The sequence below is a fragment of the Kitasatospora sp. NPDC056446 genome (assembly GCF_042796115.1).
Lineage (GTDB): Bacteria > Actinomycetota > Actinomycetes > Streptomycetales > Streptomycetaceae > Kitasatospora.
Genome location: NZ_JBHTRF010000027.1, coordinates 1 through 23778, shown reverse-complemented (window position 1 = coordinate 23778; position 23778 = coordinate 1). Strand labels below are relative to the sequence as shown.

Genomic DNA, 23778 nt, shown 5'->3' with positions numbered 1-23778 from the left:
ACCGAGGCCAGCACCGTTCAGCGCCCGGCGGCTGCCTCCAGCACCACGTCGACCAGGCGCTCGGCAGCATCCGGGCGACCGTGCTCGCGGGAACGCGCCGCCATCGCTCCGCGCCGCGCCGGGTCGACGAGCAGCGGGGCCAGCGCCTCCCGCAGGCCCTCCGCCGTGACGTCACCGATCAGGGCGACGGCCGCGCCCGCGTCCTGGAGGTGGGTGGCGTTGTGGGCCTGCTCGTTGCCCGCCGAGGTGGGCAGGGGAATGAACACCGCCGCCTTGCCGAGCGCGGTCAGCTCCGCGAGCGTCCCCGCGCCGCTGCGGCTGACCACCACGTCCGCCAGCGCCAGCACGTCCGGCAGCTCCGCCCCCATGTAGCCGGTCAGCAGGTAGCGGGCGGCCAGGTGCGATGGCAGCGCCTCAGCAGGGCCGCGCAGTGCCGCCTCGTTCGCCGGGCCACACTGGTGGATGACGTTGGCGTGCTCCAGCAGCCACGGCAGGACCGCCGACACCAGGGTATTTATCTGCACCGAGCCCTGGGCGCCGCCGGTGACGTACACCGTGGGCAGGAACCGGTCGAAGCCGTCCAGGCCCAGGGCGGTCACCGCCTTGTCGGCCTGCCCGGTGAGCACCGCCGGGCGCACCGGATTCCCGGTCACCACGGCGGTGCGGCGCGCGGACTCCGGCAGCAGCGGCAGGGTCGACTCGGAGGACACCGCGACCCGGGTTGCCGCCCGGGCCAGCACCTTGTTCGCCAGCCCGAGCCGCACCGTCTGCTCGTGCACCACCAACGGCACCCCGCACGAGCGCGCCGCCAGGCCGACCGGCACCGCGACGTACCCGCCCGTCGCCAACACCACGTCCGGTCCGAAGTCCGTGATCAGCGACCGGGCCTGCGCCGCGCCCAGCGGCACCCGGCCCATGTCCCGCACGTTCGCCGGGGAGATCATCTTCAACGGGTTTGAGGAGCGCCTCACCTTGCCGGTGGCGACCTGTTCGAACCGGATGCCCTCTGCCGGAGCGACCCGGGCCTCCAACCCCTCAGCGGTGCCGATCCACAGCACCTCCACCGTCCGTCCGTGTGCCGCGAGCCGGCCCTGCAACGTTTGCACCGCGGTTAGCGCCGGGTAGGTGTGCCCGCCGGTCCCGCCGCCAGTCACGACCAACCGCAGCGGTCCAGCCTGCTCGTTGAGCCCCATGCCCGTCTCCCATCGACCATCGCGTCGCACATGTTGACTGAGACCCCTCAGCCTACGGTGGAACGGACACTGTCCGTTGTGGCTCGGTTCCAAGGCGTACCGCCCTGTTGGTCCGAGAGCCGCACCGTCGTCACCCGGACCACGCCGCGTACGCCCACCTCAACATCGCTGGCAGTAGACGCAGGAGAGCGGGCTGCGCGCACTGTCGTTCTGTGTGATCAAGGTCGCTCGGCGTTGGCTTCACTTGCGGACGGTTCGCGGCTATGGTCCGTCGTTCCTCCGGTCGGGACAGTCCCGACCGAGGAACGAGGAGGTCCCCCTGCGCGTCCACCGCAGCCCGCACCCGTCCCGCTTCGTGATCATCCCGAACGCCATGGCGCAGAACCGCGCGATCTCGTACACCGCGAAGGGTCTGTTCGTCGACCTGATCTCGCGGCCGGAGGAGTGGCGGGAGACCTGCCGGCAGATGGCGGACTCCAGCCCGCAGGGCCGGAAGTCGGTTGAGGACGCGCTCGACGAGCTTCGGGCGTGGGGGTACTACCGGGTGGATGTGGTACGGCTGCCGAACGGCCGACTCCGGTCCGAGGCCCATCTTTTCGACGTGCCGCAGCGGTCGATGCTGCCGGGTGCCGACATACCGGCGTCCGGTGAGCCGGAGTGCGGTGATCCTGACGCCCTTCTTGGAAAGTATCTGGTCAAAGAACCCTCCCTCCCTGTCGCCGAGGAGCCGCAGGCGGAGGAGCCGCGCGGATCGCGGGTCGAGGAGGAGCAAGGAGGGAGGGAGGACGAACTCGACTCCCGAACGACCGCCGACGGCGGGGAGGAGGCCGACGAGGACACCCAGGCGGCGGCTGTGGTCCTTCTTCGGGCGGTCCGGCCCGAGCGCAGACTGCCGCTCGGTGAGACCGAGGCGGCGGCGCTCGCGCCGTTGGTGCGGGCGTGGCTTGACCGAGGCGGCTCCGAGGAGGGGCTGCGCGAGGCGCTGCTGGCCGGTCTGCCCAGCGTGGTCTACTCGCCGGCCAAGGTGCTGCAGAGCCGCCTCGAGCGCAAGATGCCGCCGCCGCAGCGCCTGGACGCGCCGCCGTCGCGCCGCCGAAGCCTCGCTGAGTGCGAGGAGTGCCGCGATCCGCTGCCGGAGCCGGGCCGGTGCCCGGCCTGCTCGGGACCTCGCCGCCAGAGCGGTCCGGACGAGGCGCGGGCACGGGTGACGGCCAGGGGGCTGGCCAAGGTCCGGGCGGCGATGGCCACCGGTGCAGGCGAGGCCGCGTAGGCCCCGCTGTCGAGCGCGTGAGAGAACCGGTGACGCGTGCTGACCTGGGTGAACGCTTGCGGCTCCGTGTGGGGCCGGTGCGGCGCGTGTGCGGGGGCGGGGAGATCGCCCCGCCCCCGCACGGCGCGAGCCTAGAGGTTCACCGGCAGGGCGACGAGCCCGCGGACCAGCCGGGACTGCCGCCAGACGAGCTGGTCGGTCGGGACCGCCAGCTGCAGCCCGGGAAACTGCTGCAGAAGGACCGTGAGGACGATCTCGACCTCCGCACTGGCCAGCGGTGCGCCGAGGCAGCGGTGGATTCCGTGGCCGAAGGCGAGGTGGCTGGCGGCGTTCGGGCGGTCGAGGTCGAGCCGGTCGGGGTCGGGGAACTTCGCCGGGTCGCGGTTGGCCGCGCCCGGGCAGACGAAGACCGGGCTGCCGGCGGCCACCTTCGTCCCGGCGAGGTCCACCTCGTCGGGAGCCCAGCGCCACGTGGCGATGCTGACCGGGGAGTCGTACCGGAGCAGCTCGTCGACGGCACCGGCGATGCAGTGCGGGCTCGTGCGCAGGTGATCCAGGTCGGCGGGGTGCTGGAGCAGCGCCAGCATGGCGTTGCCGATCGCCGCGGTGGTGGTCTCGTGGCCGGCGACCAGGAGCAGCACGGCGAGCGAGAGCAGCTCGTCCTCGCTCAGCCGGTCCTCGTCCTGGTCGTGGACTGCGATCAGGTCGGAGAGCAGCGAGCGGTCCGGGTGGGAGCGCTTGGTGGTGATCAGCTCGGCCATGTAGCCGGCCAGAGCGTGGGAGGCCGCGTCGATACGGGCGTGGTCGCCGGTGGCGAAGAGGTCGGTCGACCAGGAGCGGATCAACGACCGGTCGACCGTCGGCACGCCGAGGAGCTGGCAGATGACGGTGACCGGCAGCGGGCCGGCCAGGTCCTCGACGAGATCGACCTCGGTGCCGGGCTCCCACATCCCGATCAGCTGCTCGGCCAAGGCGCGGATGTAGGGGCGAAGTCCGTCGATCCGGGCCGGGGTGAACGCCTTGGTCACCAGCCGCCGCAGCCGGGTGTGCTCGGGCGGGTCGACGGTGAGCATGGTGCGGGCAACGGCCGGGTGGAGCGAGCGGTCGGAGGGCTTGTCCGCGAAGTAGGCGCCGGCGTCCTTGGACAGCGGAGCAGTGAACGCCTGCCGGGCCTCGTCGTAGCCGGTGACGACGGCCATGGTGGAGGCGCCGCCGTCCAGCGACGCCTGCAGGACCGGTGAGGACGTCCGCAGAGCGGTGTAGGTGGGGTAGCGGTCGGCGTAGAACGCCGGGTCGGTGAAGGGCGAGGATGCCATGGTCGTCCCTAGGCCGCAGTCGCAGTGGGTGCCGCCTGCCGCTGGACGGCCACGGCGGTGCGGACGATGTCGTTGGTCGCGTACTGCTGGGAGACCGAGCGTAGCCAGAGGGCCTCGGCGCGGAGGTCTCCCGCGCGGGCGGACTCGCCGGTGGCCTGGGGAGCGGGGTCGTCCTGGTCCCGGGCACCGGTGCGGGCCGCCTCGATCGCTGCGGCGACGACGGCCGCTTCGACGATGGCGGCGCCGGTCGCGGTGCCGGCCTGCCCTCGGCGTTCGACTGCCTCGGTGGCCATCCGCTGGATGGCGCGGGAGCGATGGTTGTCCAGGTCGAGGATGCCGTCGCAGACCTCCACCACCCTGCGGTGCAGAACGACGTCCGGGTCGGTCTCGATGACGACGGCACGCAGGACGACCTGCGGGCGAACCGCGGTCATGTCCGTCCACAGCGGCAGGAGGTCCTGGGCAGTCTTGCGCTCCCACCGACGGCGCAGCACCTTCGCGGTTGGCCACAGCAGGGCCGGGACCGTTAGGCCGGCGGTGATCAGCAGCACGCCCAGTAGCGGCGCGGTGAAAGAGAACGCACAGCGGTAGGGCGTGACGAGCGTGGTGCAGCGGGGGCCGCCGGGGAACAGCTCGACCCCGGCGATGGACGCGCCGGCGTTGACGACCTTGTAGGCCAGGTAGAGCAGGACGAAGAAGCAACCGATCGCCGCTCCGCGGAGCCCGGCACGGTGGACCCGCCAGGGTGACTTGCCGCTGCGGCGCCAGGTCTGGGCGAGGCAGTCGTACGTGGCATGCCCCATCACCAGCACGTAGGCGAGGGTGTAGACGTGGAGGAGGACGGGGGCCTGGCCCCAGTGGGTGTTTGTGAAGTCGCTGCTCCAACGGCGGTCTGCGGGGACCGAGAAGAAGGCGACTGCCATCACGGCGACCGCGATGCCGAGGAAGACGACTCGGGGGCGGAGGCGTCTGCGGGCCTCGGGCTTGTCGAAGTTGAGGGACATGAGCCAGGAGACGACGCTGACGCTCGCGACGAGCATCAGCACGTTGCTGACCAACTTCGCCAGGTCACGGGTGACGCCGTCCGTGGCGTCCTGCACGCCAGGGTGGAACCCCACGATGGCGACCGCCCAGGCCAGCAGCATCGTGACCGTGCTGCCGGAATGCGCCGGCCGTGCTTGGCCGTCCCGGCGCGGGCGAATCCAGTACAGGGCGGCTGCCACAAGCAGCGCAGGGAGCCCGGGGGTAACAAGGCGAATCATGGCTGACGGTTCTTTCGGTGTCAGGTCAGGTGAACATCGCGTTCCACCGCTCGTCGGCGGCGGCGGGACGCTTTGCGGGCATCACGGTGGCGCGGTACATCCGCTGGACGATGAGGCTGGCCATCAGCTCGGCCTCCTGCTCGTCCTGCTTCTCGTAGGACGTGCGGGCGGAAATGCCGAGGACGGACCAGTCGATCATGTCGGCCAATTCCTCATCCGAGGGGATATCGGCATAACGGATCGAACCCTTGTGTCCGCAGAGGATATGGGCTAGCTCATGGCAGATAATCTGGTTTCGGTGAAGCGGTGAAGTGTTCCTCTCGAAGGAGATGACCTCGCGGTCCGAATACCTTTCACGGAGGCCGCAGGCGAAATTCCCCTTCATGTCACGCGCCTCGACGTAGATCGGGCGGCCGATCAGCGTGGAGACCGCCTGGACCAGCTCTTCCTCGCTGAAGCGATGAGGCAGGAGCGGGAGAAGGTCGCTGAGGCGGTCCTCGCAGGCCGCATGCACAATCCCCTCCTGGAATGATCTTGGGTGGGTCCGTGCTTATGGCAACGGCCTGCACCGTGGTCGCGACGGAGACGATCGTATGCATATCCATGAAGATCGTTCTCATTAATGATCTTCATGCGGCGGATGGGGGCTGGGTGGACCCCTGCGACTTTGTTTCAGGTTGTGACAGAAAGTGCCGGTGTGCATGATGCGGCCGCTCGGGATGTGCGAGATCAGGGGGCGGGAATGAGTGACGAGGCGTTAGTTCATCACCGAAAGTGAGTCAGCGTGCCCACGTCAAAATGCCTCGTGATCTGCGTCTCAGTCTCGCATTTGCCCCTCATTTCGTCCGAAATCCGGGATGGCGTGCCCCGAAAGTCGAAATGCGCACAGACTCGCCGGGCGAGTCTATGCGCATAGATAAGGTTGAAAAATAAAGGTCCCAGCTGGGCCCGGCGGGCCCGGGCGGCTCAGGGCGTGCCGGACTCCTCGGGGTCCAGCCCCTGGGACTTGCGCGCGACGGTGATCATGTCGGCGACGAGCCTGCGGTTCTCCGGGGTCAGGTCCTTGCTGCGCAGGGCGATCGACTCGATGCCGGCATCCCGCATGGCGTTGTGGAGGTCGCGGTCGACCAGTACCTCGTCCAGGGGCTTGTCGGTCACCCAGATGTCCGGCGGCACGTCGAAGAACTTCGCGACCATGACCAGGGTGTTGATCTTGGGGTTGTCGTTGGAGCCGGACTTCATCTGCTTGAGGGTGCTCTCGCTGACGCCCGTGCCCTTGGCGACCTCGGGGATCGAGTAGGGCCCCCGCTCTCGGGGGTGGCGGTGCTCCAGCAGGTAGTTGAAGATGCCGGCGATCCGCGTCGCACCCTCTCTCGCGGCCTCGTTCATCGGCGCTCCCTCGTGTCAGATCGTCCCACGCGGACACTTTAGTGCCCGATGGTGCCCTAGTGCACATCTCGATCGACAGTTAGCTGTCCCCTTGGCCGGTATTTTGGTGTACGTTGATCGCACCCGGTGGACAGTTAACTGTCGATTGCCTGGTCAGGGGGTGTTTCGCTTCGCCCTGGACGAGGTGGCGGCAGGGGGAACCGGCAGCAGATTGCTGCCGAGACCGAGTCCGCGGGCCGTCCTCGGCGGGCGTCCGGAGATTGCAGCTCCTTGATGCCACCCGCCGAGGGCGCGGATCACGTCCGAAGCAGCTCGGCCAGCCTGTTCCACCACGTGGCCGGTCTGCTCCACCGCCCAGGAGTCTCCCATGCCCATCCTCGCGGGTACAGCCGCTCCGCCGTCGCGACCGGCCGCCACCGAGATCGCCACTGCCCCGGCCGCCTTCGTCGAGATCCTCGCCGGCCTCCTCGAGCCGCGCGCCGCCGTCGTGCGGCTGGACGCCGGTACCGGCGGCTTCCCCCGCACCGCCGGCGCGTTCGACGCCGACGGCCAGCCGGTTCCACAGCCCCTCGCCTACCGGCAGGCCGCAGCCCGGTGGATCGTCCAGTGCTTCCCCGGCCTGGATCCCGACCACGCCCACGAGCTGGACCTCGCCACCGGCCGCCTGACGGCAGTGGTCGTCACCGACACGGCCGCCGTGGCCGCCTGACCGGGAAGTCCCCCGACACAGCTCGACCGTCTCCGACCCGCAGGCCCACCGCCGCCACGACGTCGGCTGATCAACCCTGCCCCGGTCCGCGCCGTGAGAGCCCCCGGCTGCCCCTCCCGAGCGAGACAGCCCCTGCCGGTGACACCGCAGGAGAACCTCCACCGCGTACAGCCGCCCGCACCCGCCGCCGCGCCCCGACAGCCCTGGGCGCCAGCCGCCATGCCCAGCGAGGACTTCCGTGCCCAGCACCACCCTGTCCGACCGCGCCGCCGAGGCGCACAGCACGGAGAGGGCGACGAGCGCCTCCGGCCTGCTCGTTCCCGATCCTGCGCAGTGGATATCGACCACCACCGGCCGCATCGCGCCGGACACTTACACCTGGCTGCAGGCCGTCCACTGGGCATCCGACACCCAGGCTCACGCCCCGGCCCGCGCCCACGGCCCGCGGTTCGGCCGCACCACGCTCCGGATCGCCCAGCTCCTCGCTCAGCTCACCCCGTGCAGACCCGGCGTCGGCTACCTCGTGCGGATGCTGAAGGTCTCCGAGCGCACCGTGCAGTACCACCTGTCGATTCTCCGGGAGTCTGGCCTGCTCAGCTACACCACCAAGGGCAGCCGCGTGCGCCAGGTGGGTGGCCGGGCCAGCGAGTTCGTCCGCACCATCCCGCAGCTGTTCGACGAGGCCATCGGCCTGCGGACCGCCGAGTCCGAGACCTTCATCCGCAAGGTCGTCGGCGTCGCCTCGGACGGAGGCCGCCACGCCCTCGCGCAGCTGGGCAAGAAGGCCCGCCGAACGGTCCGCCGAACCAAGCGGCGCAGCCCCGGAAAGGCCGGCAACCGCTCCTCGCCGACCTCCCCTCGTTGCACCCCAATGGGGGTCGGTGCTGTCACGTCTTCTCCTGCAGCACCTACCAACAATCCCTCTGAGAACGACGTCGCGAACGGGAACGACCAGCAGCACCAGGGGGAACGGAAGGGTCGTCGGCAGCTGAACCGGGTCGGTCGCCGCCACCAGCTCGGACTCGAACTCGTCCGCCAGGTCACCTGGCTCAGCGGCAGCCCCGTGCCGCGGGTCGCCTGGGCCGTGCGCCACCTCGCCGACGCCGGGTGGACCGTCCACCAGGTCATCGCCGTACTCGCTCAGCGGACCCCGGCCACCCGGATCCACCGCCCGGTCGGATTCCTCACCGCTCGCCTGGCCGGAGCCGAGCTGCTGTACGACACCGAGGCCAAGCGCGAGGCGATCGTCGCCTGGTGGCGCGACTCGCCGCAGGCGGCTCGGGATCGGCACGCCGAGTGGGCCGGCACCTGGCAGGCGCCGCGCAGCTCCGCGGTCCAGAGCCTCTTCCGGAACGCCTGGGCGAGAGCACGGGAGACCGGCCGCCCGTCGCTGGCCGTCCTCGACGAGCAGCCCACCAGCGAGGAACACCGCGAAGCCCGCACCACGGCGTGGCGCCAGTACCTCAGCGGCAGACCCGCCCTGGTCACCTCCGCCCTGGGCATCGCCGGCCGGGAGCAGGCGGAGCAGATCTACGGGCCCGACCTCGTCTCGCGTGTCCTCCGCCTCCGCGCCACCTCCAGCCACCTCCGAACAGGAGCAGCACGATGAACGACCACCAGCCCGCTACCGGGATCGACCTCGCCCGGCTCGCCCTCCGCCGAGCCCGCGCCGACGCCGCCAAGCGCCCCGACAGCATGGTGAAGACCCGGACCGCCGGGTCGACGGCCGGGCCCCGGCGCGGCCGGGTCGACCCGGTGGGCCTCGGCGCGGCCCTGTCCGACCTGATGGTCCAGCACGCCTGGCAGGAGCCGCTGGCTGGCGGCGGGCTGCTCGACCTGTGGCCGGCCGCCGTCGGCGAACTCGCCGACCACGTCACCGCAGTGAGTTTCGACCACCAGACGGGCCGCCTTGACGTCCGAGCCGAGTCCCCGGCGTACGCGACGCACGTCCGCACCCTCGCCCCTGCGCTCGTCGCAACGCTCAACCAGGCCAACGGAGAAACGATCCTGCGCAGCATCCGAGTGCTGGGCACCCACCGGGCCCACGCCGCAGCGGAAACCCGACCGACCGCCCGCAACGCAGCCCCCGCGCCGGAACCCAAGATCAAGACCCGGGAGGACGCCTCGCCCGGCTACCTGCGGGCCCTGGCCCAGCTCCAGGCCAGCCGCCCGAGCGCACCCGCGGACTCCAGGACGAGCCCGGCGGTCGACCGGCGGATCAGAACGCTGGCCAGAGAGACGGCGCCCCGTCTCTCCGGCACCCGCCCGCGCTAGCCACCGACAGGCCGGCGCGACCGCCCCCGGTCGCGCCGACCCGCCCCCGAACCTCCGCGCCCCGCCCGCGGACCCACCCGGAGACCCAACCCCGTGTCCACCATCACCTCGATCGCCACCCGCCGCGACCACACCTGGGTGCAGCGCGCCGCCTGCGCCGGCACCGACACCCCTGACCGCTTCTACCCCCTGCCCGACCAGGCCGAGGAGACCCGGGCCGCCAAGGCCCTGTGCGGCAACTGCCCCGTCAGCGACGAGTGCCTCACCGAAGCACTGGAGACCAACGACCGCTACGGCATCCGGGGCGGACTCGTCGAGAGCGAGCGGATCGTGCTGCACCGCCTCAGCACCGTCGGCCGCTGGGAGGAGGACCGCGTCGTCGCCGCGCTCAACGGCCGCGCGGTCCACCTCTCCCGGCAGGAGAAGCACAGCGTCTGCGTGGTCGCCGCCATCCTCGACCTCGACCTGCGGATCTGGGCACCGGTGCTCGGCATCGGCCGCAAGCGAGCCCTCACCCGAGTGCGTGAGGCCCGCGCCCAGCTCGACGCGCAGCCCGTCCTGCTCCGGCGCGAGCAGCGCATCGCCGCTGCGTTCAGCCCGGAGGCCACGGCGGTGGCGGCGTGAGCGAGACCAACGAGCCGAGTCGGATGTCTCGGTGGGACAAAGCGGCAATCGGCGTGATGGGCGCAGTCGGCGGAACCCTGAGCTACGACGCGCTGCAGCAGATGGCCGTCGCCATGCACGTGCGCCCCGAATTGTCGTATATATTCCCAGTCGCGATCGACGGGTTCATCGCCTACGGCGTGCGGGCGCTGGTGGTACTGAAGGAGGCCCCGCTCCGCGCCCGCGCCTATACCTGGTCGGTGTTCGGCGGAGCCACAGCCACCAGCGTCTGGGCAAACTGGACCCACGCCGTCCGCCTGAACGAGACGACTGCCGGCCAGGGATTCCACCTGAACAACGCCGCAGTCGGCGCGCTCAGCACCATCGCCCCGCTGGTCCTCGGCGGCGCAACCCACCTGTACATCGTCATGTCGCGGCACACCTCCTCTGCTGCGCAGTCCAGCGAGCCGGTCGACGCGGAGACCGAGAAGAACGGGACGGCTCGGGCCGGCCAGGGCGACTCCGCCGAACCGGCCACGGTCCGGTCCTGGTGGCGCTCCCGCTTCCGCCGCACCCGCCCTGACGCTCAGGAACTCGATCACCCCCAGGTACTCGCCGAACAACCGCGTCTCCGGCTGATCAGCGGTCCGTCCGGTCCGGTGCCCGTGCCGGGTCCGTCCGGTCCGGTGCCCGCGTCGGGTCCGTCCGGTCCGGTGCCCGCGTCGGGTCCGTCCGGTCCGGTGCCCGCGTCGGGTCCGTCCGGTCCGGTGCCCGTGCCGGGTCCGTCCGGTCCGGTGCCCGTGCCGGGCTCGTCCGGTCCGGTGCCCGTGCCGGGTCCGTCCGGTCCGGTGCCCGTGCCGGGTCCGTCCGGTCCGGTGCCCGTGCCGGGTCCGTCCGGTCCGGCCCCGACAACCGGACGGGCCCGGGTGAAGCTCGAGGTGCTGGTGCCTGTCGCCAGGCAGGCCGCCGCGCGGGCCGGCCGGACCAACCGGGAGGTCGTGGCCGCCGGGCTCCGGGAGGAGGGCTACTCCATCAGCAACGAGCGCATGGGCAAGTTGCTGCGGATGATCGAGGACACCGACGCCAAACCTCCGCCGACCTCCCCAACCGGCTCCGCGCGCCCGGCGCACTCCGTCGCACAGCAACCCCACCCCACGCCCAACTCGCTTCCGAGGAAACGCCCATGACCAGTACCATCACGCCGAAGACCACCCCCGATGCCCTGATGAGCCTCCTCCTGGAGCAGCGCCTCGTCCGCACCGCCACCGCCGCCACCGACGGCAGCTGGCTCGTCCGCCGGACCGCTCACGGGCCCAAGGTCGTCCTGGAGGGCCCGATCGAGGTCATGGACTACGGGCTCGGGCTGCTCCTCGACGCCAAGATCGAACTGGAGGAATCCGCCGCCTGATATGGCCAAAGTGCTTGCCCAGTACAGCAGTTCGGTGCCTGGCCGCTTGGCCCCTACGGCGCAGCAAGCTATCGCGAAAGCCGGGCTTACGCCCGGTTTTCGCACTTGCCCTCGCCCCCAGGAGGGGCGAGGGAGACCGAGGACGAGTCGAGCGGGGGCGCTCGACTCGTCCTCGGTCTCCCGGCACCAGGGGGTGCCGGGAAGGAGAAGGAGAAGGAGGAGGAGGAGACGATCGAGCTGCTGAACGACGCTACCGAGCCGACCGCTGAGCCGACTGCCGACGCGCCGCCCGCGCGTCGCCCGCGCCGTCGCCACCGCGACCCCAAGAGCCGCTCGTGCAAGCTGACCGTGCGTCTGAACATTGAAGAGAAAACCGAGATCGACACTGCCGCCGCTGCCCGCGCCGTCACCGTCGGTCGCTTCCTCGCGACCAGCGCCATCAGCGCCGCCCGCGGAACATCCGCTGACCGCGACCCCCAAGATCGACTCGACCGCGCCGTCGACGAGCTTGCCGCTTCCCGTGCGCAGCTCGCCCGCGTTGGCAACAACCTGAACCAGATGGTCTTCGGTCTCAACGCCGCCGGCTACGTCCAGCCGGCGGAGCTTGCCCCGACGCTCGGAGCCGTCCGCACCGCGGTCGCCGCGGTCGACGATGCCGCCGCCCAGCTGGTCGCCGGTGGACCAATTGGTCCCTGATATCAGCCGCGGCAGCAAGACGTACGGCCTGTTGGCCTACCTCTACGGTCCCGGCAAGCACGACGAACACTTCGACCCACACCTGGTGGCGAGCTGGGACGGCTTCGCGCCCGACCCCGGCCGCGACCCCACAGCGAACCTGAAGCAGCTGGAGCAGGTCCTGGACCTGCGGGTCAACCAGCTCGGACCGAGGCGGCCGAAGAAGCACGTCTGGCACTGCCCCGTCAGCGCCGACCCCGACGACCGGCTGCTCACCGATGAGGAGTGGGCCGAGGTCGCCCGTCGCGTTGTCGCCGCCGCCGGCATCGCCGAGCCCGGCGACCCGGACGGATGCCGCTGGATCGCGGTCCGCCACGACCCGCGCCACATCCACATCATGGCCACCGTCGTACGCGGCGACGGGCGCCAAGCCCGCCTCAACGGTGACGCCCAGCGCGCCCAGGACGAGTGCCGGCAGATCGAGAAGGACCTCGGCCTCAAGCAGCTCAATCCCGGCGACAAGACCGCCGCCAAGCGCCCGACCAGCGCGGAAACCCACAAAGCCGAGCGGCTCGGGCGACCGGAACCCGTCCGCCTCCAGCTGCGGGACCAAGTGCGCCGCGCCGTCGCGGGCTGTGCGAGCGAAGCCGAGTTCTTCGACCGCCTCGCCGCCGCCGGCCTGCTGGTGCAGCGGCGCATCGGACCCTCCGGAGACACCCTTGGGTACTCGGTCGCTGACCCGGACGACCGCAACGGCAAGGGCGACCCGGTCTACTTCCCCGGCTCGAAGCTGGCCCCCGACCTCTCCCTCCCGCGCATCCGCAAGCGGCTGAGCGGCGGCGTCCGGGCCGCCGGGGCGAGCACCGCCGAGCCGGGCGACCCGGCCACCGGCACGGCCCGCGTGCCCGGCTCCAAGGCCGCCCGCGCCCGCCGGGATGCCGCAGCCGCGGTCGACGACGCCACCCGGACCATAGAGGAAGGGAGTGAAGAGGACGCAGCGGGGCAGCTGGTCGGCGCGATCGAGATCATCGACGTGCTGGCCGTCCGCGCTCCGGTCGACACCAGGGCCCAACTCATCGCGGCAGCAAGGGCATTCGAGCGGGCATCACGCTCCCACGTGCGCGCCGAGCGGGCCGACAACCGGGCAGTGCGAGCAGCTGCCCGCGAGATGCTCAGCAGCGGCTACACCGGGAACCGTGGCGAGGACGGCGGCGTGACCGCCATGCTGCTGTCGGCCCTGATCCTGCTGGCCATCGCCTCCGCCCGGTGGCACTCCGCGCGCTCGCACGCTCAGCAGGCCGCCGCCGCCAGCGCCGCGGCGGAGCAACTGCGGGCGGCGTACGCCACGGTGGCCGCCCGCCCGATGGCCGCCATGGCCGCGCGGGGGCGCTCCCTGCCGTCACCGGTGCGTGAGCGCCAGGACGCGGTGATCCGGGCGAAGCTGCCCGAAGCCGTAGCCGGCGAGCACGGCGGGAGCGACTGGGACGCGCTCGCGGCCACTCTCGCGGAGGCGGAGGCGGCCGGCCATGACCCGGCCGCGCTCCTGGAGAAGGCCAGGAACCGCCGCGAACTCGACACCGCGGACTCCGTCACCGCCGTCATGGTCTGGCGGGTCCGCCGGATCGCGAAGCTGTCTGCCGCGCCCTCGGCCAGTCCCGAGGGGCCCGGCGTCCGCGCCCGGACCGACGGGCCGGCGGCTCCGGCATCCGTCCAGGGGCGTCAGGCCCGCAACAGCCGGCGCTGAACCTCCCGGGGTTGCTCCTCGCGCAGACCTGCGTGGGGAGCGACCCCGGCGAAGCCGCAGCAGCTACTCCTCCCAGCTGCCCCAGCTGCCGTAGCTGTCCGGGCCGTCCCCGTCGCGGAACATGAAGTCGGCGAGCATCGGCTCGGCGCAGTAGCACTCCCCGTTGATGCAGTCCCGAGTCCCGGCGCACCTGCCCCACTCGGGGAGCGGGGGGAGCGGGGGGAGCGGCTGGGGCGGGGTGGGCCGCTGGATCCGGACGATAGCTGGGACCACCTCCCCGGCTACCCAGACCCCCGTCGCCAGGAGCTCGTAGTCATCGGGCTGGTCCATGTCGGCACCGTCGATCGTCAAGGTCTACCTCCAGTTCTGCCGACCGCGTGGTCGGCGCAGTGGCCGCGGAAGTGATCAGTAAAGGAGGGGCAGCGTCCGCGGGCGCTGCCCCTGTGCCGTGCGTGGCCATCGGCGGCCTGGCCGGGCCGCGACCCGTCCGGTGGTCCGAAACCCCGGTGGCAGCGGAGCTGGCTACAGCCGTACGAGCAGCACGGCCGAGATGATCAAGGCCGTTCGGTGCAGGGCCTGGTCTGCCAGGTGCACCCCGTTGAGCCCGCCGGAGCGCAGTTCCGCGAAGCCCGCCGAGCCGAGCCGGCGGAGAATCCACCGGACAGGCCAGCGACGGTCCAAGATCGCGTGTGTGGCGAACGACCAGGCCAACGCCGCCGTCGCGCCGAGCAAGGTGGCGGGCAGCGGTACGACGAGCCGGAGCGTGCCGTACAGGCTGACCATGACGAGGTGGTAGCTCAGGCAGTGGGCGAGGCAGGCTCCCCAGCCGCGGCGGGGGCTGACGCCGGCAGCGACCTCCTCCGGCCTCGGGGCACCCTTGTGCGCGGCCTGCCAGTCGGTTTGGCCCAACACGTAGTCGGCCAGCACGTGGCCGACGCCGAGCACGGCAGCGACCGCGCCGAACGCTTCCGCGAGGTTGTGGTGTTCCAACGAATCCTCCGTCTTGTGGCGGTGGCCGGGCGCTTGTCGCACGGCCGCAGAAATGCGTGAAGGGGGCTGGCACCGAAGTGCCGGCCCCCTTCACGTGGGGTGAGGAGGTGGTCCCGACCGGGAGTCGACTCAAGTCGTCTGTGGTGGTGGCGAGGCGCGATACCACAAGATCGGCGCGATGCGTCGGGCCAGCGAGCGCGGAGTCTGGCTGTCCGCCCGCCGACGGATGCGCTCGACGCTTCGTCGGCGGGCGCACCACCGAGCCGTCGACGCCAGCAGGAGCAGCATGTCCGTCTTCCCGTTCACGGAGTCCGGCGACCACGCCGAGCGTGCCCTGCGGCGGACACCGCAGAGCGACCGGGACTGGCTGCTGCGCTGCTACGTGCTGCGCGGCACCGACGCCCTCGCGGGTTCGGTGATCACCTACGCCGTGCCGCTGCTGGTCCTCACCCTCACCCACTCGGTGATGTGGACCGGCGCCGCGTTCCTACTGGACTGGATGCCCCGGCTCGCCGCGATCGTGCTCGGCGGCCCGCTGGTCGACCGGCACAGCCCGCAGACCGCCGTCCTGGCAACCAGCCTGGCGCGCGGCGGCGCCGCCCTGCTGACTCTGGCGGGGATGAGCCTGGGGCTCGGCGTGCCGATCGTGCTCGGCTTCGGCGTCGTCGCCGGGATGCTCGCCGAAGGCAGCTTCCTGGCGGTCGAGTCGCTCGGGTCGGAGGCGAGCCGACGCGCAGGTGTCCAGGCGCACCGAGTGCAGTCGCGGTTCACCGCGATCGACCAGAGCTCGGCGCTGCTGGGCCCGCTGATCGGCGGCGCCCTGCTGCTCGCCGGTCCGGCCCTCCTGCTGGCCACCATGGCGATCCTGTCCGCCGTCACCCTCACCATGGCGCTGATCATGCACACTCCGCGCGTTCGCCTGCGCCTGGTCGCCGAGCACCCCCGCGAGCGCGCCCGTGACGCCCTGGCCGGCGGCCTGAAGGGAGTTCTCGGCACCCCGGCCCTCGCCTGGCTGGTCGCCACGCTGGCCGCCGCGAACCTGCTGTCCGGACTCCTGCAGGTCTCCACCCCGATCACCGTCACCCGGGACCTCCACCACAGCACCGCCGCCACCGGCCTGGTGTGGAGCGTCGCGGCCGTGGCCTCCCTGCTGGCCGTCCTCGCCGCCAAGCCGGCCATCGATCGCCACGGCCTGTTCCCCGTGATCCTCACCTCCTCCGCCGTCACCTGCGCAGCCGCCGCCGGTGCAGCCCTGGCCCCCAACCTGGTCACCTACGCCGCCGCGGTCGCCACCCTGATGGCCGCCGAGGGCGCCGCGACGGTCGCCCTGCGCACCGCCCGCGCCCGCCTGATCCCCGCCCGGTGCTTCGGCGCGACGCTGTCGGTCTGCGTCCTGCTCGTCCTGGCCCCCCTGCCGCTGGCCGGTCTGCTGGTCGCCGTCGTCCCCGCCGACGGCGTCCGGGCCCTGTTGTTCGCCGGAGCAGTCGCCGTCACGGGCGCCACCGCCTTCTGCCTGACCGGCCTCCACCGGCACCGGCACACCTACGAGCAGCCGGCCGCCGAGCACGCCGACCATGACCAGCCCGCCATCCAGGCCGAAGCTGCCTGAGCCTCCCCCCAACCCTTGGAGACCGCCACCGCATGACCCTGCCCCACTCCGCCGTACCCCAGGCCAACGCCCGCGCGTACGACAAACTCGACGACGCCCCGGCCGACACCCGGCGGGCGCCGCACCCCTCCCGCACCCGGGCCTGGGCGAGCGCCTGGTCGACGCTGACCACCGAACGGATCCTGGACCACCACCACCTCCACCTGACCGACCCCGACGGGGACGCCGAGACCGTCTCCTTCTTCCTCACCGACGCCGACGGCTCCCCGTACTGGACGAGCCAGGAGACCGACGCCGGCGTCCCGCCGGTGTGGCCCGGCCGAGTTCTGTACGCCGGGAGCCCGCACGCCGAGTACGGCGGAGCCGGCACCGCGACCGCCACGCTGGCCTCCGCCACCACCCGGGCCGGCCTCGACCTCGCCTCCCGGCTCGGCGCCAGCGCCCTCGTCCACCCCGGCCTCGACCAGGCCCAGGCCGACCGGCTGACCACCGCCGCCCGCGCGGGAACGGTCCTTGACCTGGCCACCGACGTCGCCTGGACCCGCACACTCGGACCGACCCTCGACCAGTGGTGGCAGGGCATGCCCTCGCGCCAACGCCGGGACATACGCCGCCGCTGGCGCCGCGGCACCGAAGCCGGCCTCGTCCTCGACCCGCACACCAGCGCCCGCGACATCCTCGACGCCGTACCCGCCTTCGCGCCGCTGGCCGCCGGCACCGCCGACCGCCACGGCACCCGGCTCTACGGCCCCGACATGTTCGAGCAGCTTGTCACCGTCCCCGGCACCGTCCTGCTCGCCGCCCGCCACGACGGCCACCTCGTTGGCGGGATCTACGGCTGGCTGTACGACGGCTGCCTCTACCTCTGGGCCTCCGGCCTCGACTACGAGAACCCCCTCGCCCCGCTCGTCTACACCTGGCTGATGTGCGAGTCCGCCCGCTGGGCACTCGACCAGGGCGCGACCCTCATCGACGCGGGCCGCGCCAACCACCTGGCGAAGGCGCGCCTCGGCTACCGGCCGCGCATCCTGCGCACCGTCGTCCACCTGACCGGCCACCAGCCCGCCACCGAGCACGCACTGCGACGGCTGTCGAAGCGCCTCGGTAGCCAGGCCGCCCCGCACCTGCCGACGAGGGCCCGCTGGTGAACCCCACCGTGCCCTCCGCCCTGCCCCGTACCGGAAGGACCAGCATGACCACCGTCAACGCCCCGACGAACGACACCCGTGACGAAGGGGTGCTTCTGGTCCTGGGCTCGGGAGACCCGGCCTATCGCTCCCACTGTCTCGCCTCCGCCGCCGGGCGCAGCCCGCTGGTCCTGGTGAACGCCACCGAACCGACCTGGCAGCTGGATCACGTCCGCGACCACGAAGTGGCCCACCTCACCGACCTGGAGCAGCTGCGCTGGGCGGTCGCCCGCCTCGCCGAGCGGCACGACATCAAGGGTGTCGTGACCTGGGACGAATACGCGCTGGTGCCGGCCGCGCACGTCGCCGCCGACCTCGGCGTACCCGGGCAGTCCTCGGCCACCGCCGCGGCCTGCCGGAACAAGGCCGCCTCGCGGGCGGTGTGGGCCTCGGAAGGCGTGCCGTCCGCCCGGTCGATCCGGGTCACCTCCCTGGTGACCGCCGCCCGAGCGGCCCGCCGCATCGGCTACCCCGTGGTCCTCAAGCCCGCCGCCCACGCGGGCAGCATCGGCGTGATCAAGGTGGAGAAGCCCGACGACCTGCCGGGCGCGTTCGCCTACGCCGGCGCCCGGGCCGAGGACCAGGGCGAGGAGGGCAGCGGCGTCCTGGTCGAGGAGTACCTGGACGGCCCCGAGATCTCGGTCGAGTGCGTCACCCGCCGCGGCATCACCACCGCCGTCGCCGTCACCCGCAAGGAACTCGGACCGGAACCCCACTTCGAGGAGGTCGGCCACGTCGTGGTCGCCGGCGACCCGCTGCTCGCCCAGGTCGGCCCGGTCGCCGAGGCCGCCCTGGACGCCCTCGGCATGAACAGCGGCATCTCCCACGTCGAGATGCGCCTGACCGCCGACGGCCCGCGGCTGATCGAGGTCAACGGGCGCATCGGCGGCGACCTGATCGGACACCTGGTCCGTCTCGCCACCGGCATCGACCTCGCCGCCGCAGCGGCCGACATCGCCCTCGGCCGCGAACCCGACCTCACCCCCACCCGCTCCGGTGCCGCCGGCGTCCGCTTCCTCTACCCGGCCACCTCCGGAACCGTCCGCACCGCCCGGCCCCGACCCGAACTGGGCACCCCCGACTGGCTGGAGCGCCTCGTGTGGGAGTGCCACCCGGGCGAGCAGGTCCTCCTGCCCCCGGCCGGCGACCTCGGCACCGCACGCCTGGGGCACCTGGTGGTCACCGGCGCCGACGCCGCCCAGGTCCACGAGCACCTCGCCCACGCCGAGGGCCTGCTCGACATCGCGGTCGACCCCGCCCCGGCCGAGGACTGACCCACCGAGCTGACGGCGGGCTCGGCGCACTGCTCGCGCCGGGCCCGCCCCGCGACCGTAGCCGCTCGCCCGCACCGACGAAACCCCCAGGCCCGAGCCGACAACCGAGAACAGGACCGTGGACCTACCCTCCTACGCAACCGCCCTCGCCGCCCGCCTGCCCGGCACCTGGACAGCCGAGCACCACCTGGACCTCGACGCGAACATGGCCGACATCGTCTCGCTGCTCGCGCTCGGCCCCATCCGGTGCGCCGACTTCCGCAACGCCTCCGTCCTAACCGACCCCGCCCGGCCGATCGGCCTACTCGTCACCGAGGATCAGCACACCACCGGGCTCGGCTACACGATCCGCTCGATCGCCCTGACCGACGGACACGCCTACACCCAGCAGGCCGCCGCCGACGACCAGCTCCAACTCGCAGTCCCCGCAGACCCGGAGACCGCAGCCGCCGACATCGAGCACATCCTGCTGCCGTGCCACGACCGGCTCCTCGCCCGCCACCGGCTGGCCGTCCTCGAAGAAGCCCTCCAAGGAGCCCAACTGGCCCTCGACCACTGGGACTCGATCTCCGACGGCCTCTGCGACGAAGACGGCTGGCCGCTGGACGATCAGCTCTACGACGACGGCAAAGTCCGCCGCGACGCCGACACACTCGCCCACCTCCAGCGGGTCTTGCCCCACGCCGACGCCCTCCTCCAAGACGGCCACGCCGCCCACCAGCTCCTGCCCCCTGGGCAGGAAGCCGACCGGGCCGGCTACTACCTGCGCACCCTTGCCGGAACCTTCGCGGGAGCCAACCAGATCCTCGACGAATGGAACGCCACCCTGCGCCGCCACACCCGGGCGGACGGGACACCGATCGAGCCCGGCCACACCGCCACGGTGGAGGAGCGCAACGCAGAGATGTGGTCGAACATCGATACCTGGCTCAGCACCGGGCCGGCCCTCGCCGCCCTCCTGCACGGTGCTGCCACCTCCACCGAGCCGCCGGCCCGCGCCGCCGCCGCGGAGGCACGCTCACCTCGACTCCACAAGGCGGCCTCCGCCCTTGTCGTCCAGGTTCTGCGAGCCGAACAGGCCACCCCCCGACCCGCCCCGAGCAGGTGAAGTCCCTGTCCTGCCCGAGAAGTCCGGCAGGCCGACCTGGCCACGGGACGACGGACTCCAGCCTCGCCTGGCCAAGCGCCCCAGACCCGGCCGCCCGATGCAGGACTCGTACCGGCTGGAGGCGCTGGCCGCCGGGAGTCGGTCACGGTACCGGGCCGCCGGACGAGGGACCGTTGCGCCTCCGGTGGTTGTGGTCAAGCTCCTTGCCCGCCCGCCGTTGTCGCCGACGGCGCTCGCGGCGGTCCGTTCGGCGGCGCCAACGGTCGTGGTAGTTGATCTGCCACTGCTCGATCAGCACCTTGCGGTCAGCTGACTCACTCGGCCAGATGGTGGTGATCACTTGCGACCCGCCCAGCACGACGATCGCAAGCACCACCACGACGAGGAAGCCCCACCACGGCAGCACGGCGAACGACGCGGCAGCGGCCACCAGCCCTGTCAATCCCTTAACAAACTGCATGTCAACCTCGGAAGCCAAGAGGCGACACGCGGTACGGCTACGCCGCGAGGACCAGCCCGCCACGGCCCAGCCCTGACCGGTGCCCCCACAAGCGGACGTCGGACAGGGACACGGCAGAGGGCCCGCGAGGAACGAGCGGAGCGGCCAAGCGCTTCGGGCCGCACGCACAAGCCCACGTTGGCGGGACGTAACCGAGCGGCGGCGGGCTGACTCGGAGGGCGAGCACCAGGCGGCCGGATACGACCAAGGCCGCCAGCGTCAGGACGGACAAAGCAGCCGACACCCATTCGGCGTCGTCTCCCGTGCCCGGCGGGAGCGGAAGATTGTCAACCAAGCTCGGCGGTGAGCAGCACGTGCGGCTGGCCTCGCAGCTGCGGGCGAAGAGAATCGTCGGCAGGTTCGGCCTGGGCGGGGCTTCTGTCAGCGGCGTCGGCACGTGCTCGATGAGATCGCGCAGGCCCTCCTCAAGATCGGAAAGGTCTGATCGGGCCGGGCTGTGCCGGTCGAGATGCCGGATCTCTTGTAGGAGGGACAACCGCTCCCGCAGCGCTCGCTGCCACTTGCTGATTTGGGGGGTATCCGCCCGCCTCGCGGCGAGGACCAGCCACGCGACTGTGTTCGACTTGCCGCTGCCAGTCGTGTGCCAGACCACACTTCGCCCACGTGCCGAGGCGGCACTGTCGGTGGCGGGGTTACTCCTGGACACGCCAGCAGTGTAGGAGACCACACCGACAACGGTGTGATTGAGCCCCTGCTATGGCCTGTCAGACGCCGGGGGTTGGCCCGCGACGGCAGCGGCCGATGCTCTCGCCGCCCACAGCCGGTAAGTGCGCTGATGTCGGTGCCCTGGTTCACACTTGGCGGGTGGCATAGGTGATCGATGTCCGCCACGGCCAAGGAGAGCTGGATGCAGGCAGCTGAGAAGATGCAGGTCGGCGAGCGGGCGGAAGAGGAGGCGGAGGCCGCCCTCGCCGCAGCGGGCTGGGAAGTGATCAACCTGAACAGGCTCGCGAAGAACTTTCGTTTCGCTGATCTCCTGGCAAAACGCGGAGCCGCTCGGCTCCTAAGGGTTGTCCCGTAACTGATCTTTGGCAGCATGAGAGTGGCTGGCCAGGATCGCATCCCAGGTTCCCTTTGGGAGGCGCTGACCTCGGTTCACCCCTGCGACCGCACGACATGGCAGCGGGTAGCAGGTGCCTCCACGGACCTCCCGACCTGGGGAGATGGGCAGGGCCCCTGTTATTGTGCGCCGATGTCAACGATCAAACAGTTCCAAGTGACCTTCGACTGCGCGGAGCCTGTCCGCCTCGCCGCCTTCTGGTGCGAGGTGCTGGGGTACGTCGTACCGACGGTCCCGGAGGGCTTTGCCACCTGGGAGGAGTACCAGCGATCGCTGCCGCCCGAGGATGAGGTCTACTTCGCGTGCACTGATCCCTCGGGTGTGGCCCCGCGTTTGCTCTTCCAGCGAGTTCCCGAGGGCAAGGTCGTCAAGAACCGGGTGCATCTCGATGTTCGGGCCGGCGCCGGGCTCGTGGGTGAGGAGCGTCTGGCCACACTTGAGGCCGAATGCGCACGGCTGATGGCGCTCGGCGCGAAACACGTGCTGACGCAGCGCGCCGATGGCGTCAACGAGTCGTGCATCACGATGCAGGACATCGAGGGCAACGAGTTCTGCCTCGCCTGATTCTCCTCCGAGACTGCGAGGTGGGGAGCCGTCTCCCGGGGACCTCTCAGGTCCCGCATGCGGCGGGAGTCATCCCGCGAGAGCGAGGTTGTGTAGGCGGGCAACGCCGTGCATCGCGTGGCGCACACCGTCGCCTCTCAGACGGCAGTCACGCAGGATCTTCCAGGTCTTCATCCGGGCGAAGGCGTGCTCGACGCGGGCGCGAACCCGTTTGTGGTCGTGGTTTGCTGGCAGGAGGGCTGCACCGACAGCGGTCGGCTGTTCCGTGAGCTCCGGGAGCGCGGCTACCGGGGCAGCAGCCGCAGCGTCCGGCGCTGGCTCGAACCTCTCCGCTCGGCCGAAACTCCGACGCCCAAGAAGTCCGAAGCGCCCACCATCCGGCAGGTCGTCGGCTGGCTCACCCGCCACCCCGACAACCTCAGCTCCGGCCAGGAGCTCCGCCTCAAGCGGATCCTGGCCAGCTGCCCCGAACTCGCGGACCTCCGCCAGCACATCAGCGACTTCGCCAAGATGATGAAGAACCTCGACGGCCACCTCCTGCCACGCTGGATCAAGGCAGCCGAGGGCAGCGAACTGCCGCCCCTGCACAGCTTCGCCCGCAACCTCCACAAGGACTTCGACGCCGTAACCGCCGGTCTGACCATGCCCTACTCCAGTGGCATGGTCGAGGGGCACGTAAACCGGGTCAAATTCCTCAAACGCCAAGGCTACGGCCGCGCCGGCTTCGAACTCCTCCGGCGGCGCGTACTGCTCACCCCGTGACGATCACCCTCGGTCATCCCGAAATGTTGATCAGAGCCATCTCAACTGGCCACTAACAGTCGTCCGCTTCGGCACCGCAGAGATCTCAGACGATCGCATCGCCAACTATCGCGGCACGCTCCGCTACCACCTCTTCATCTCCGACTTCGAGCACTCAGCGGCTGACCTCGACGAGATCGTCTGCTGACCCTTCTGGCCAAGACCGACGCTCAGCAGGCTAACTCGCGCCCACAGGCCAAGTGGAGTGCTCAATCATTCCAGCACTGGAGAAGTCACAGCTGGATAACGAACTGCCGGTTTCGGGAATAAAATCGGCATGCGCCCGGTTAACCCCGGCATCGCTAACGAAAGGGCTGTACTTGTCGGATTCGCCGAGACCTCACGACGGCCACAACGACCCGCTCGAGCCGGCTGACTTCCCGCCGCTCGATCACATTGAGCTCTCGATCCCCGACTTCCCCACGCTCTCGCCGGCCAAGCCCGTGATCCGCGCGGTCCCGCACCACGACGAGCTGAACCCCCGCGGCACCGTGATCACCTGCGGCGAGTGCAACGCGGCCCGCGACTGGCTGCTCCTCAACGTCCGCGCGCACGTCTTCGTCCGCTGCCGCTGCGGCCACGAGTGGCTGGAGGGCGATCTGACGGTCGAGTACTTCGAGCAGCACTTCTCGGCGCCCGAGACCGCCTGGGACGACTTCGAGACGGCCATGGCCTCGACGGGCTATGACGGTGCCTGGGCCGGGATGTACCTCAACTGAGCCGCTGGCCCGCAGCCAGCGGCGGCGGGTGGCCGACACGTGGCCAGGCTTCGGTGGACTCCGCGAAACGACGACGGGGCGGCACCGCGATCTCTCGCGGTGC

The 23778-nt window shown here is 71.3% G+C and carries 25 protein-coding genes and 1 pseudogene; 17 read left to right on the top strand and 9 right to left on the bottom strand.

Annotated elements, in window-relative coordinates; all coding sequences use genetic code 11:
* Positions 1-17: 17 nt before the first annotated feature.
* Positions 18-1193 (bottom strand): glycosyltransferase, encoded by a 1176-nt coding sequence (locus tag ACFQ6N_RS18745; protein ID WP_380650206.1) that lies wholly within the window; start codon positions 1191-1193, stop codon positions 18-20.
* Positions 1194-1548: 355 nt separating this feature from the next.
* On the opposite strand from ACFQ6N_RS18745, the gene ACFQ6N_RS18740 reads away from it, so the two are divergent.
* Positions 1549-2463 (top strand): hypothetical protein, encoded by a 915-nt coding sequence (locus ACFQ6N_RS18740; protein ID WP_380650205.1) that lies wholly within the window; start codon positions 1549-1551, stop codon positions 2461-2463.
* Between the two features lie 131 nt (positions 2464-2594).
* Here the strand turns inward: ACFQ6N_RS18740 and ACFQ6N_RS18735 are convergent, their stop codons facing one another.
* The 4 genes from ACFQ6N_RS18735 to ACFQ6N_RS18720 all read right to left on the bottom strand — a co-directional run bounded on the left by ACFQ6N_RS18735 (position 2595) and on the right by ACFQ6N_RS18720 (position 6430).
* Complete coding sequence (locus tag ACFQ6N_RS18735) at positions 2595-3779, bottom strand: cytochrome P450 (RefSeq protein WP_380650204.1); 1185 nt, start codon at positions 3777-3779, stop codon at positions 2595-2597.
* Positions 3780-3787: 8 nt separating this feature from the next.
* The gene (locus ACFQ6N_RS18730; protein ID WP_380650203.1) at positions 3788-5041 is read right to left on the bottom strand and encodes an MAB_1171c family putative transporter; all 1254 of its coding nucleotides are present in this window, start codon (positions 5039-5041) and stop codon (positions 3788-3790) included.
* 25 nt (positions 5042-5066) lie between these two features.
* Complete coding sequence (locus ACFQ6N_RS18725) at positions 5067-5555, bottom strand: ImmA/IrrE family metallo-endopeptidase (RefSeq protein WP_380650202.1); 489 nt, start codon at positions 5553-5555, stop codon at positions 5067-5069.
* A gap of 452 nt (positions 5556-6007) precedes the next feature.
* On the bottom strand, positions 6008-6430 hold the full coding sequence (locus ACFQ6N_RS18720) for a helix-turn-helix domain-containing protein (RefSeq protein ID WP_380650201.1): 423 nt from the start codon (positions 6428-6430) through the stop codon (positions 6008-6010).
* Between the two features lie 367 nt (positions 6431-6797).
* Here ACFQ6N_RS18720 and ACFQ6N_RS18715 point away from each other — a divergent pair, with 367 nt between their 5' ends.
* From ACFQ6N_RS18715 to ACFQ6N_RS18680, 8 genes are all read left to right on the top strand, one after another.
* Entirely contained in the window at positions 6798-7139 is a 342-nt protein-coding gene (locus tag ACFQ6N_RS18715; protein WP_380650200.1) for a hypothetical protein, read from the top strand.
* Positions 7140-7377: 238 nt separating this feature from the next.
* Positions 7378-8748: a transcriptional regulator gene (locus ACFQ6N_RS18710; protein ID WP_380650199.1), complete on the top strand. Its 1371-nt coding sequence runs from the start codon at positions 7378-7380 to the stop codon at positions 8746-8748.
* On the top strand, positions 8745-9413 hold the full coding sequence (locus ACFQ6N_RS18705; RefSeq protein WP_380650198.1) for a DciA family protein: 669 nt from the start codon (positions 8745-8747) through the stop codon (positions 9411-9413). The genes ACFQ6N_RS18710 and ACFQ6N_RS18705 overlap by 4 nt, the downstream gene beginning before the upstream one ends.
* A 93-nt stretch (positions 9414-9506) precedes the next feature.
* Positions 9507-10037 carry a WhiB family transcriptional regulator gene (locus ACFQ6N_RS18700; RefSeq protein ID WP_380650197.1) on the top strand — a complete coding sequence of 177 codons (531 nt, stop codon included), beginning with the start codon at positions 9507-9509 and terminating at the stop codon, positions 10035-10037.
* 56 nt (positions 10038-10093) lie between these two features.
* Complete coding sequence (locus tag ACFQ6N_RS18695; RefSeq protein WP_380650196.1) at positions 10094-11203, top strand: DUF2637 domain-containing protein; 1110 nt, start codon at positions 10094-10096, stop codon at positions 11201-11203.
* Positions 11200-11424 carry a hypothetical protein gene (locus ACFQ6N_RS18690; protein ID WP_380650195.1) on the top strand — a complete coding sequence of 75 codons (225 nt, stop codon included), beginning with the start codon at positions 11200-11202 and terminating at the stop codon, positions 11422-11424. The genes ACFQ6N_RS18695 and ACFQ6N_RS18690 overlap by 4 nt, the downstream gene beginning before the upstream one ends.
* Positions 11425-11529: 105 nt before the next feature.
* A complete protein-coding gene (locus tag ACFQ6N_RS18685) occupies positions 11530-12120 on the top strand; it encodes a plasmid mobilization protein (RefSeq protein ID WP_380650194.1) in 591 nt (196 codons plus the stop codon).
* Positions 12101-13843 (top strand): relaxase/mobilization nuclease domain-containing protein, encoded by a 1743-nt coding sequence (locus tag ACFQ6N_RS18680; protein ID WP_380650193.1) that lies wholly within the window; start codon positions 12101-12103, stop codon positions 13841-13843. Before ACFQ6N_RS18685 ends, ACFQ6N_RS18680 begins: the two co-directional genes overlap by 20 nt.
* 63 nt (positions 13844-13906) lie before the next feature.
* Here the strand turns inward: ACFQ6N_RS18680 and ACFQ6N_RS18675 are convergent, their stop codons facing one another.
* Both ACFQ6N_RS18675 and ACFQ6N_RS18670 read right to left on the bottom strand, forming a co-directional pair.
* Entirely contained in the window at positions 13907-14173 is a 267-nt protein-coding gene (locus ACFQ6N_RS18675; protein ID WP_380650192.1) for a hypothetical protein, read from the bottom strand.
* Between the two features lie 192 nt (positions 14174-14365).
* The gene (locus ACFQ6N_RS18670; protein ID WP_380650191.1) at positions 14366-14833 is read right to left on the bottom strand and encodes a hypothetical protein; all 468 of its coding nucleotides are present in this window, start codon (positions 14831-14833) and stop codon (positions 14366-14368) included.
* 178 nt (positions 14834-15011) lie between these two features.
* Here ACFQ6N_RS18670 and ACFQ6N_RS18665 point away from each other — a divergent pair, with 178 nt between their 5' ends.
* From ACFQ6N_RS18665 to ACFQ6N_RS18650, 4 genes are all read left to right on the top strand, one after another.
* Positions 15012-16442: an MFS transporter gene (locus tag ACFQ6N_RS18665; RefSeq protein ID WP_380650190.1), complete on the top strand. Its 1431-nt coding sequence runs from the start codon at positions 15012-15014 to the stop codon at positions 16440-16442.
* Positions 16443-16474: 32 nt separating this feature from the next.
* The gene (locus tag ACFQ6N_RS18660; RefSeq protein WP_380650189.1) at positions 16475-17590 is read left to right on the top strand and encodes a GNAT family N-acetyltransferase; all 1116 of its coding nucleotides are present in this window, start codon (positions 16475-16477) and stop codon (positions 17588-17590) included.
* A 44-nt stretch (positions 17591-17634) separates the two neighbouring features.
* On the top strand, positions 17635-18903 hold the full coding sequence (locus ACFQ6N_RS18655; protein WP_380650188.1) for an ATP-grasp domain-containing protein: 1269 nt from the start codon (positions 17635-17637) through the stop codon (positions 18901-18903).
* 118 nt (positions 18904-19021) lie between these two features.
* Entirely contained in the window at positions 19022-20011 is a 990-nt protein-coding gene (locus ACFQ6N_RS18650) for a hypothetical protein (RefSeq protein ID WP_380650187.1), read from the top strand.
* A gap of 142 nt (positions 20012-20153) precedes the next feature.
* On the opposite strand, the gene ACFQ6N_RS18645 is transcribed toward ACFQ6N_RS18650, so the two are convergent.
* Positions 20154-20471: a hypothetical protein gene (locus tag ACFQ6N_RS18645; RefSeq protein WP_380650186.1), complete on the bottom strand. Its 318-nt coding sequence runs from the start codon at positions 20469-20471 to the stop codon at positions 20154-20156.
* Between the two features lie 907 nt (positions 20472-21378).
* Here ACFQ6N_RS18645 and ACFQ6N_RS18640 point away from each other — a divergent pair.
* Together ACFQ6N_RS18640 and ACFQ6N_RS18635 are read left to right on the top strand one after the other, a co-directional pair.
* Complete coding sequence (locus tag ACFQ6N_RS18640; protein ID WP_380650185.1) at positions 21379-21552, top strand: hypothetical protein; 174 nt, start codon at positions 21379-21381, stop codon at positions 21550-21552.
* A 171-nt stretch (positions 21553-21723) separates the two neighbouring features.
* Positions 21724-22155 carry a VOC family protein gene (locus ACFQ6N_RS18635; protein WP_363368474.1) on the top strand — a complete coding sequence of 144 codons (432 nt, stop codon included), beginning with the start codon at positions 21724-21726 and terminating at the stop codon, positions 22153-22155.
* Between the two features lie 69 nt (positions 22156-22224).
* Here ACFQ6N_RS18635 and ACFQ6N_RS18630 read toward each other — a convergent pair.
* A pseudogene (locus tag ACFQ6N_RS18630) lies at positions 22225-22380 on the bottom strand (transposase); the annotation flags it as partial.
* Here ACFQ6N_RS18630 and ACFQ6N_RS18625 point away from each other — a divergent pair.
* Together ACFQ6N_RS18625 and ACFQ6N_RS18620 are read left to right on the top strand one after the other, a co-directional pair.
* Entirely contained in the window at positions 22342-22917 is a 576-nt protein-coding gene (locus ACFQ6N_RS18625) for a transposase (RefSeq protein WP_380650284.1), read from the top strand. The pseudogene ACFQ6N_RS18630 and the gene ACFQ6N_RS18625 overlap by 39 nt on opposite strands.
* A gap of 359 nt (positions 22918-23276) precedes the next feature.
* Positions 23277-23675, top strand: coding sequence for a hypothetical protein (locus tag ACFQ6N_RS18620; RefSeq protein WP_380650184.1), 399 nt, complete (start codon positions 23277-23279; stop codon positions 23673-23675).
* Positions 23676-23778: the final 103 nt, after the last annotated feature.

Bases quoted from the DNA above. Each gene is read 5' to 3' on its own strand.
- ACFQ6N_RS18745 (WP_380650206.1), bottom strand. From the start codon at position 1,193: ATGGGGCTCAACGAGCAGGCTGGACCGCTGCGGTTGGTCGTGACTGGC.
- ACFQ6N_RS18735 (WP_380650204.1), bottom strand. From the start codon at position 3,779: ATGGCATCCTCGCCCTTCACCGACCCGGCGTTCTACGCCGACCGCTAC.
- ACFQ6N_RS18730 (WP_380650203.1), bottom strand. From the start codon at position 5,041: ATGATTCGCCTTGTTACCCCCGGGCTCCCTGCGCTGCTTGTGGCAGCC.
- ACFQ6N_RS18720 (WP_380650201.1), bottom strand. From the start codon at position 6,430: ATGAACGAGGCCGCGAGAGAGGGTGCGACGCGGATCGCCGGCATCTTC.
- ACFQ6N_RS18715 (WP_380650200.1), top strand. From the start codon at position 6,798: ATGCCCATCCTCGCGGGTACAGCCGCTCCGCCGTCGCGACCGGCCGCC.
- ACFQ6N_RS18705 (WP_380650198.1), top strand. From the start codon at position 8,745: ATGAACGACCACCAGCCCGCTACCGGGATCGACCTCGCCCGGCTCGCC.
- ACFQ6N_RS18695 (WP_380650196.1), top strand. From the start codon at position 10,094: ATGGGCGCAGTCGGCGGAACCCTGAGCTACGACGCGCTGCAGCAGATG.
- ACFQ6N_RS18690 (WP_380650195.1), top strand. From the start codon at position 11,200: ATGACCAGTACCATCACGCCGAAGACCACCCCCGATGCCCTGATGAGC.
- ACFQ6N_RS18675 (WP_380650192.1), bottom strand. From the start codon at position 14,173: ATGGACCAGCCCGATGACTACGAGCTCCTGGCGACGGGGGTCTGGGTA.
- ACFQ6N_RS18665 (WP_380650190.1), top strand. From the start codon at position 15,012: ATGCGTCGGGCCAGCGAGCGCGGAGTCTGGCTGTCCGCCCGCCGACGG.
- ACFQ6N_RS18660 (WP_380650189.1), top strand. From the start codon at position 16,475: ATGACCCTGCCCCACTCCGCCGTACCCCAGGCCAACGCCCGCGCGTAC.
- ACFQ6N_RS18655 (WP_380650188.1), top strand. From the start codon at position 17,635: ATGACCACCGTCAACGCCCCGACGAACGACACCCGTGACGAAGGGGTG.
- ACFQ6N_RS18645 (WP_380650186.1), bottom strand. From the start codon at position 20,471: ATGCAGTTTGTTAAGGGATTGACAGGGCTGGTGGCCGCTGCCGCGTCG.
- ACFQ6N_RS18640 (WP_380650185.1), top strand. From the start codon at position 21,379: ATGCAGGCAGCTGAGAAGATGCAGGTCGGCGAGCGGGCGGAAGAGGAG.
- ACFQ6N_RS18635 (WP_363368474.1), top strand. From the start codon at position 21,724: ATGTCAACGATCAAACAGTTCCAAGTGACCTTCGACTGCGCGGAGCCT.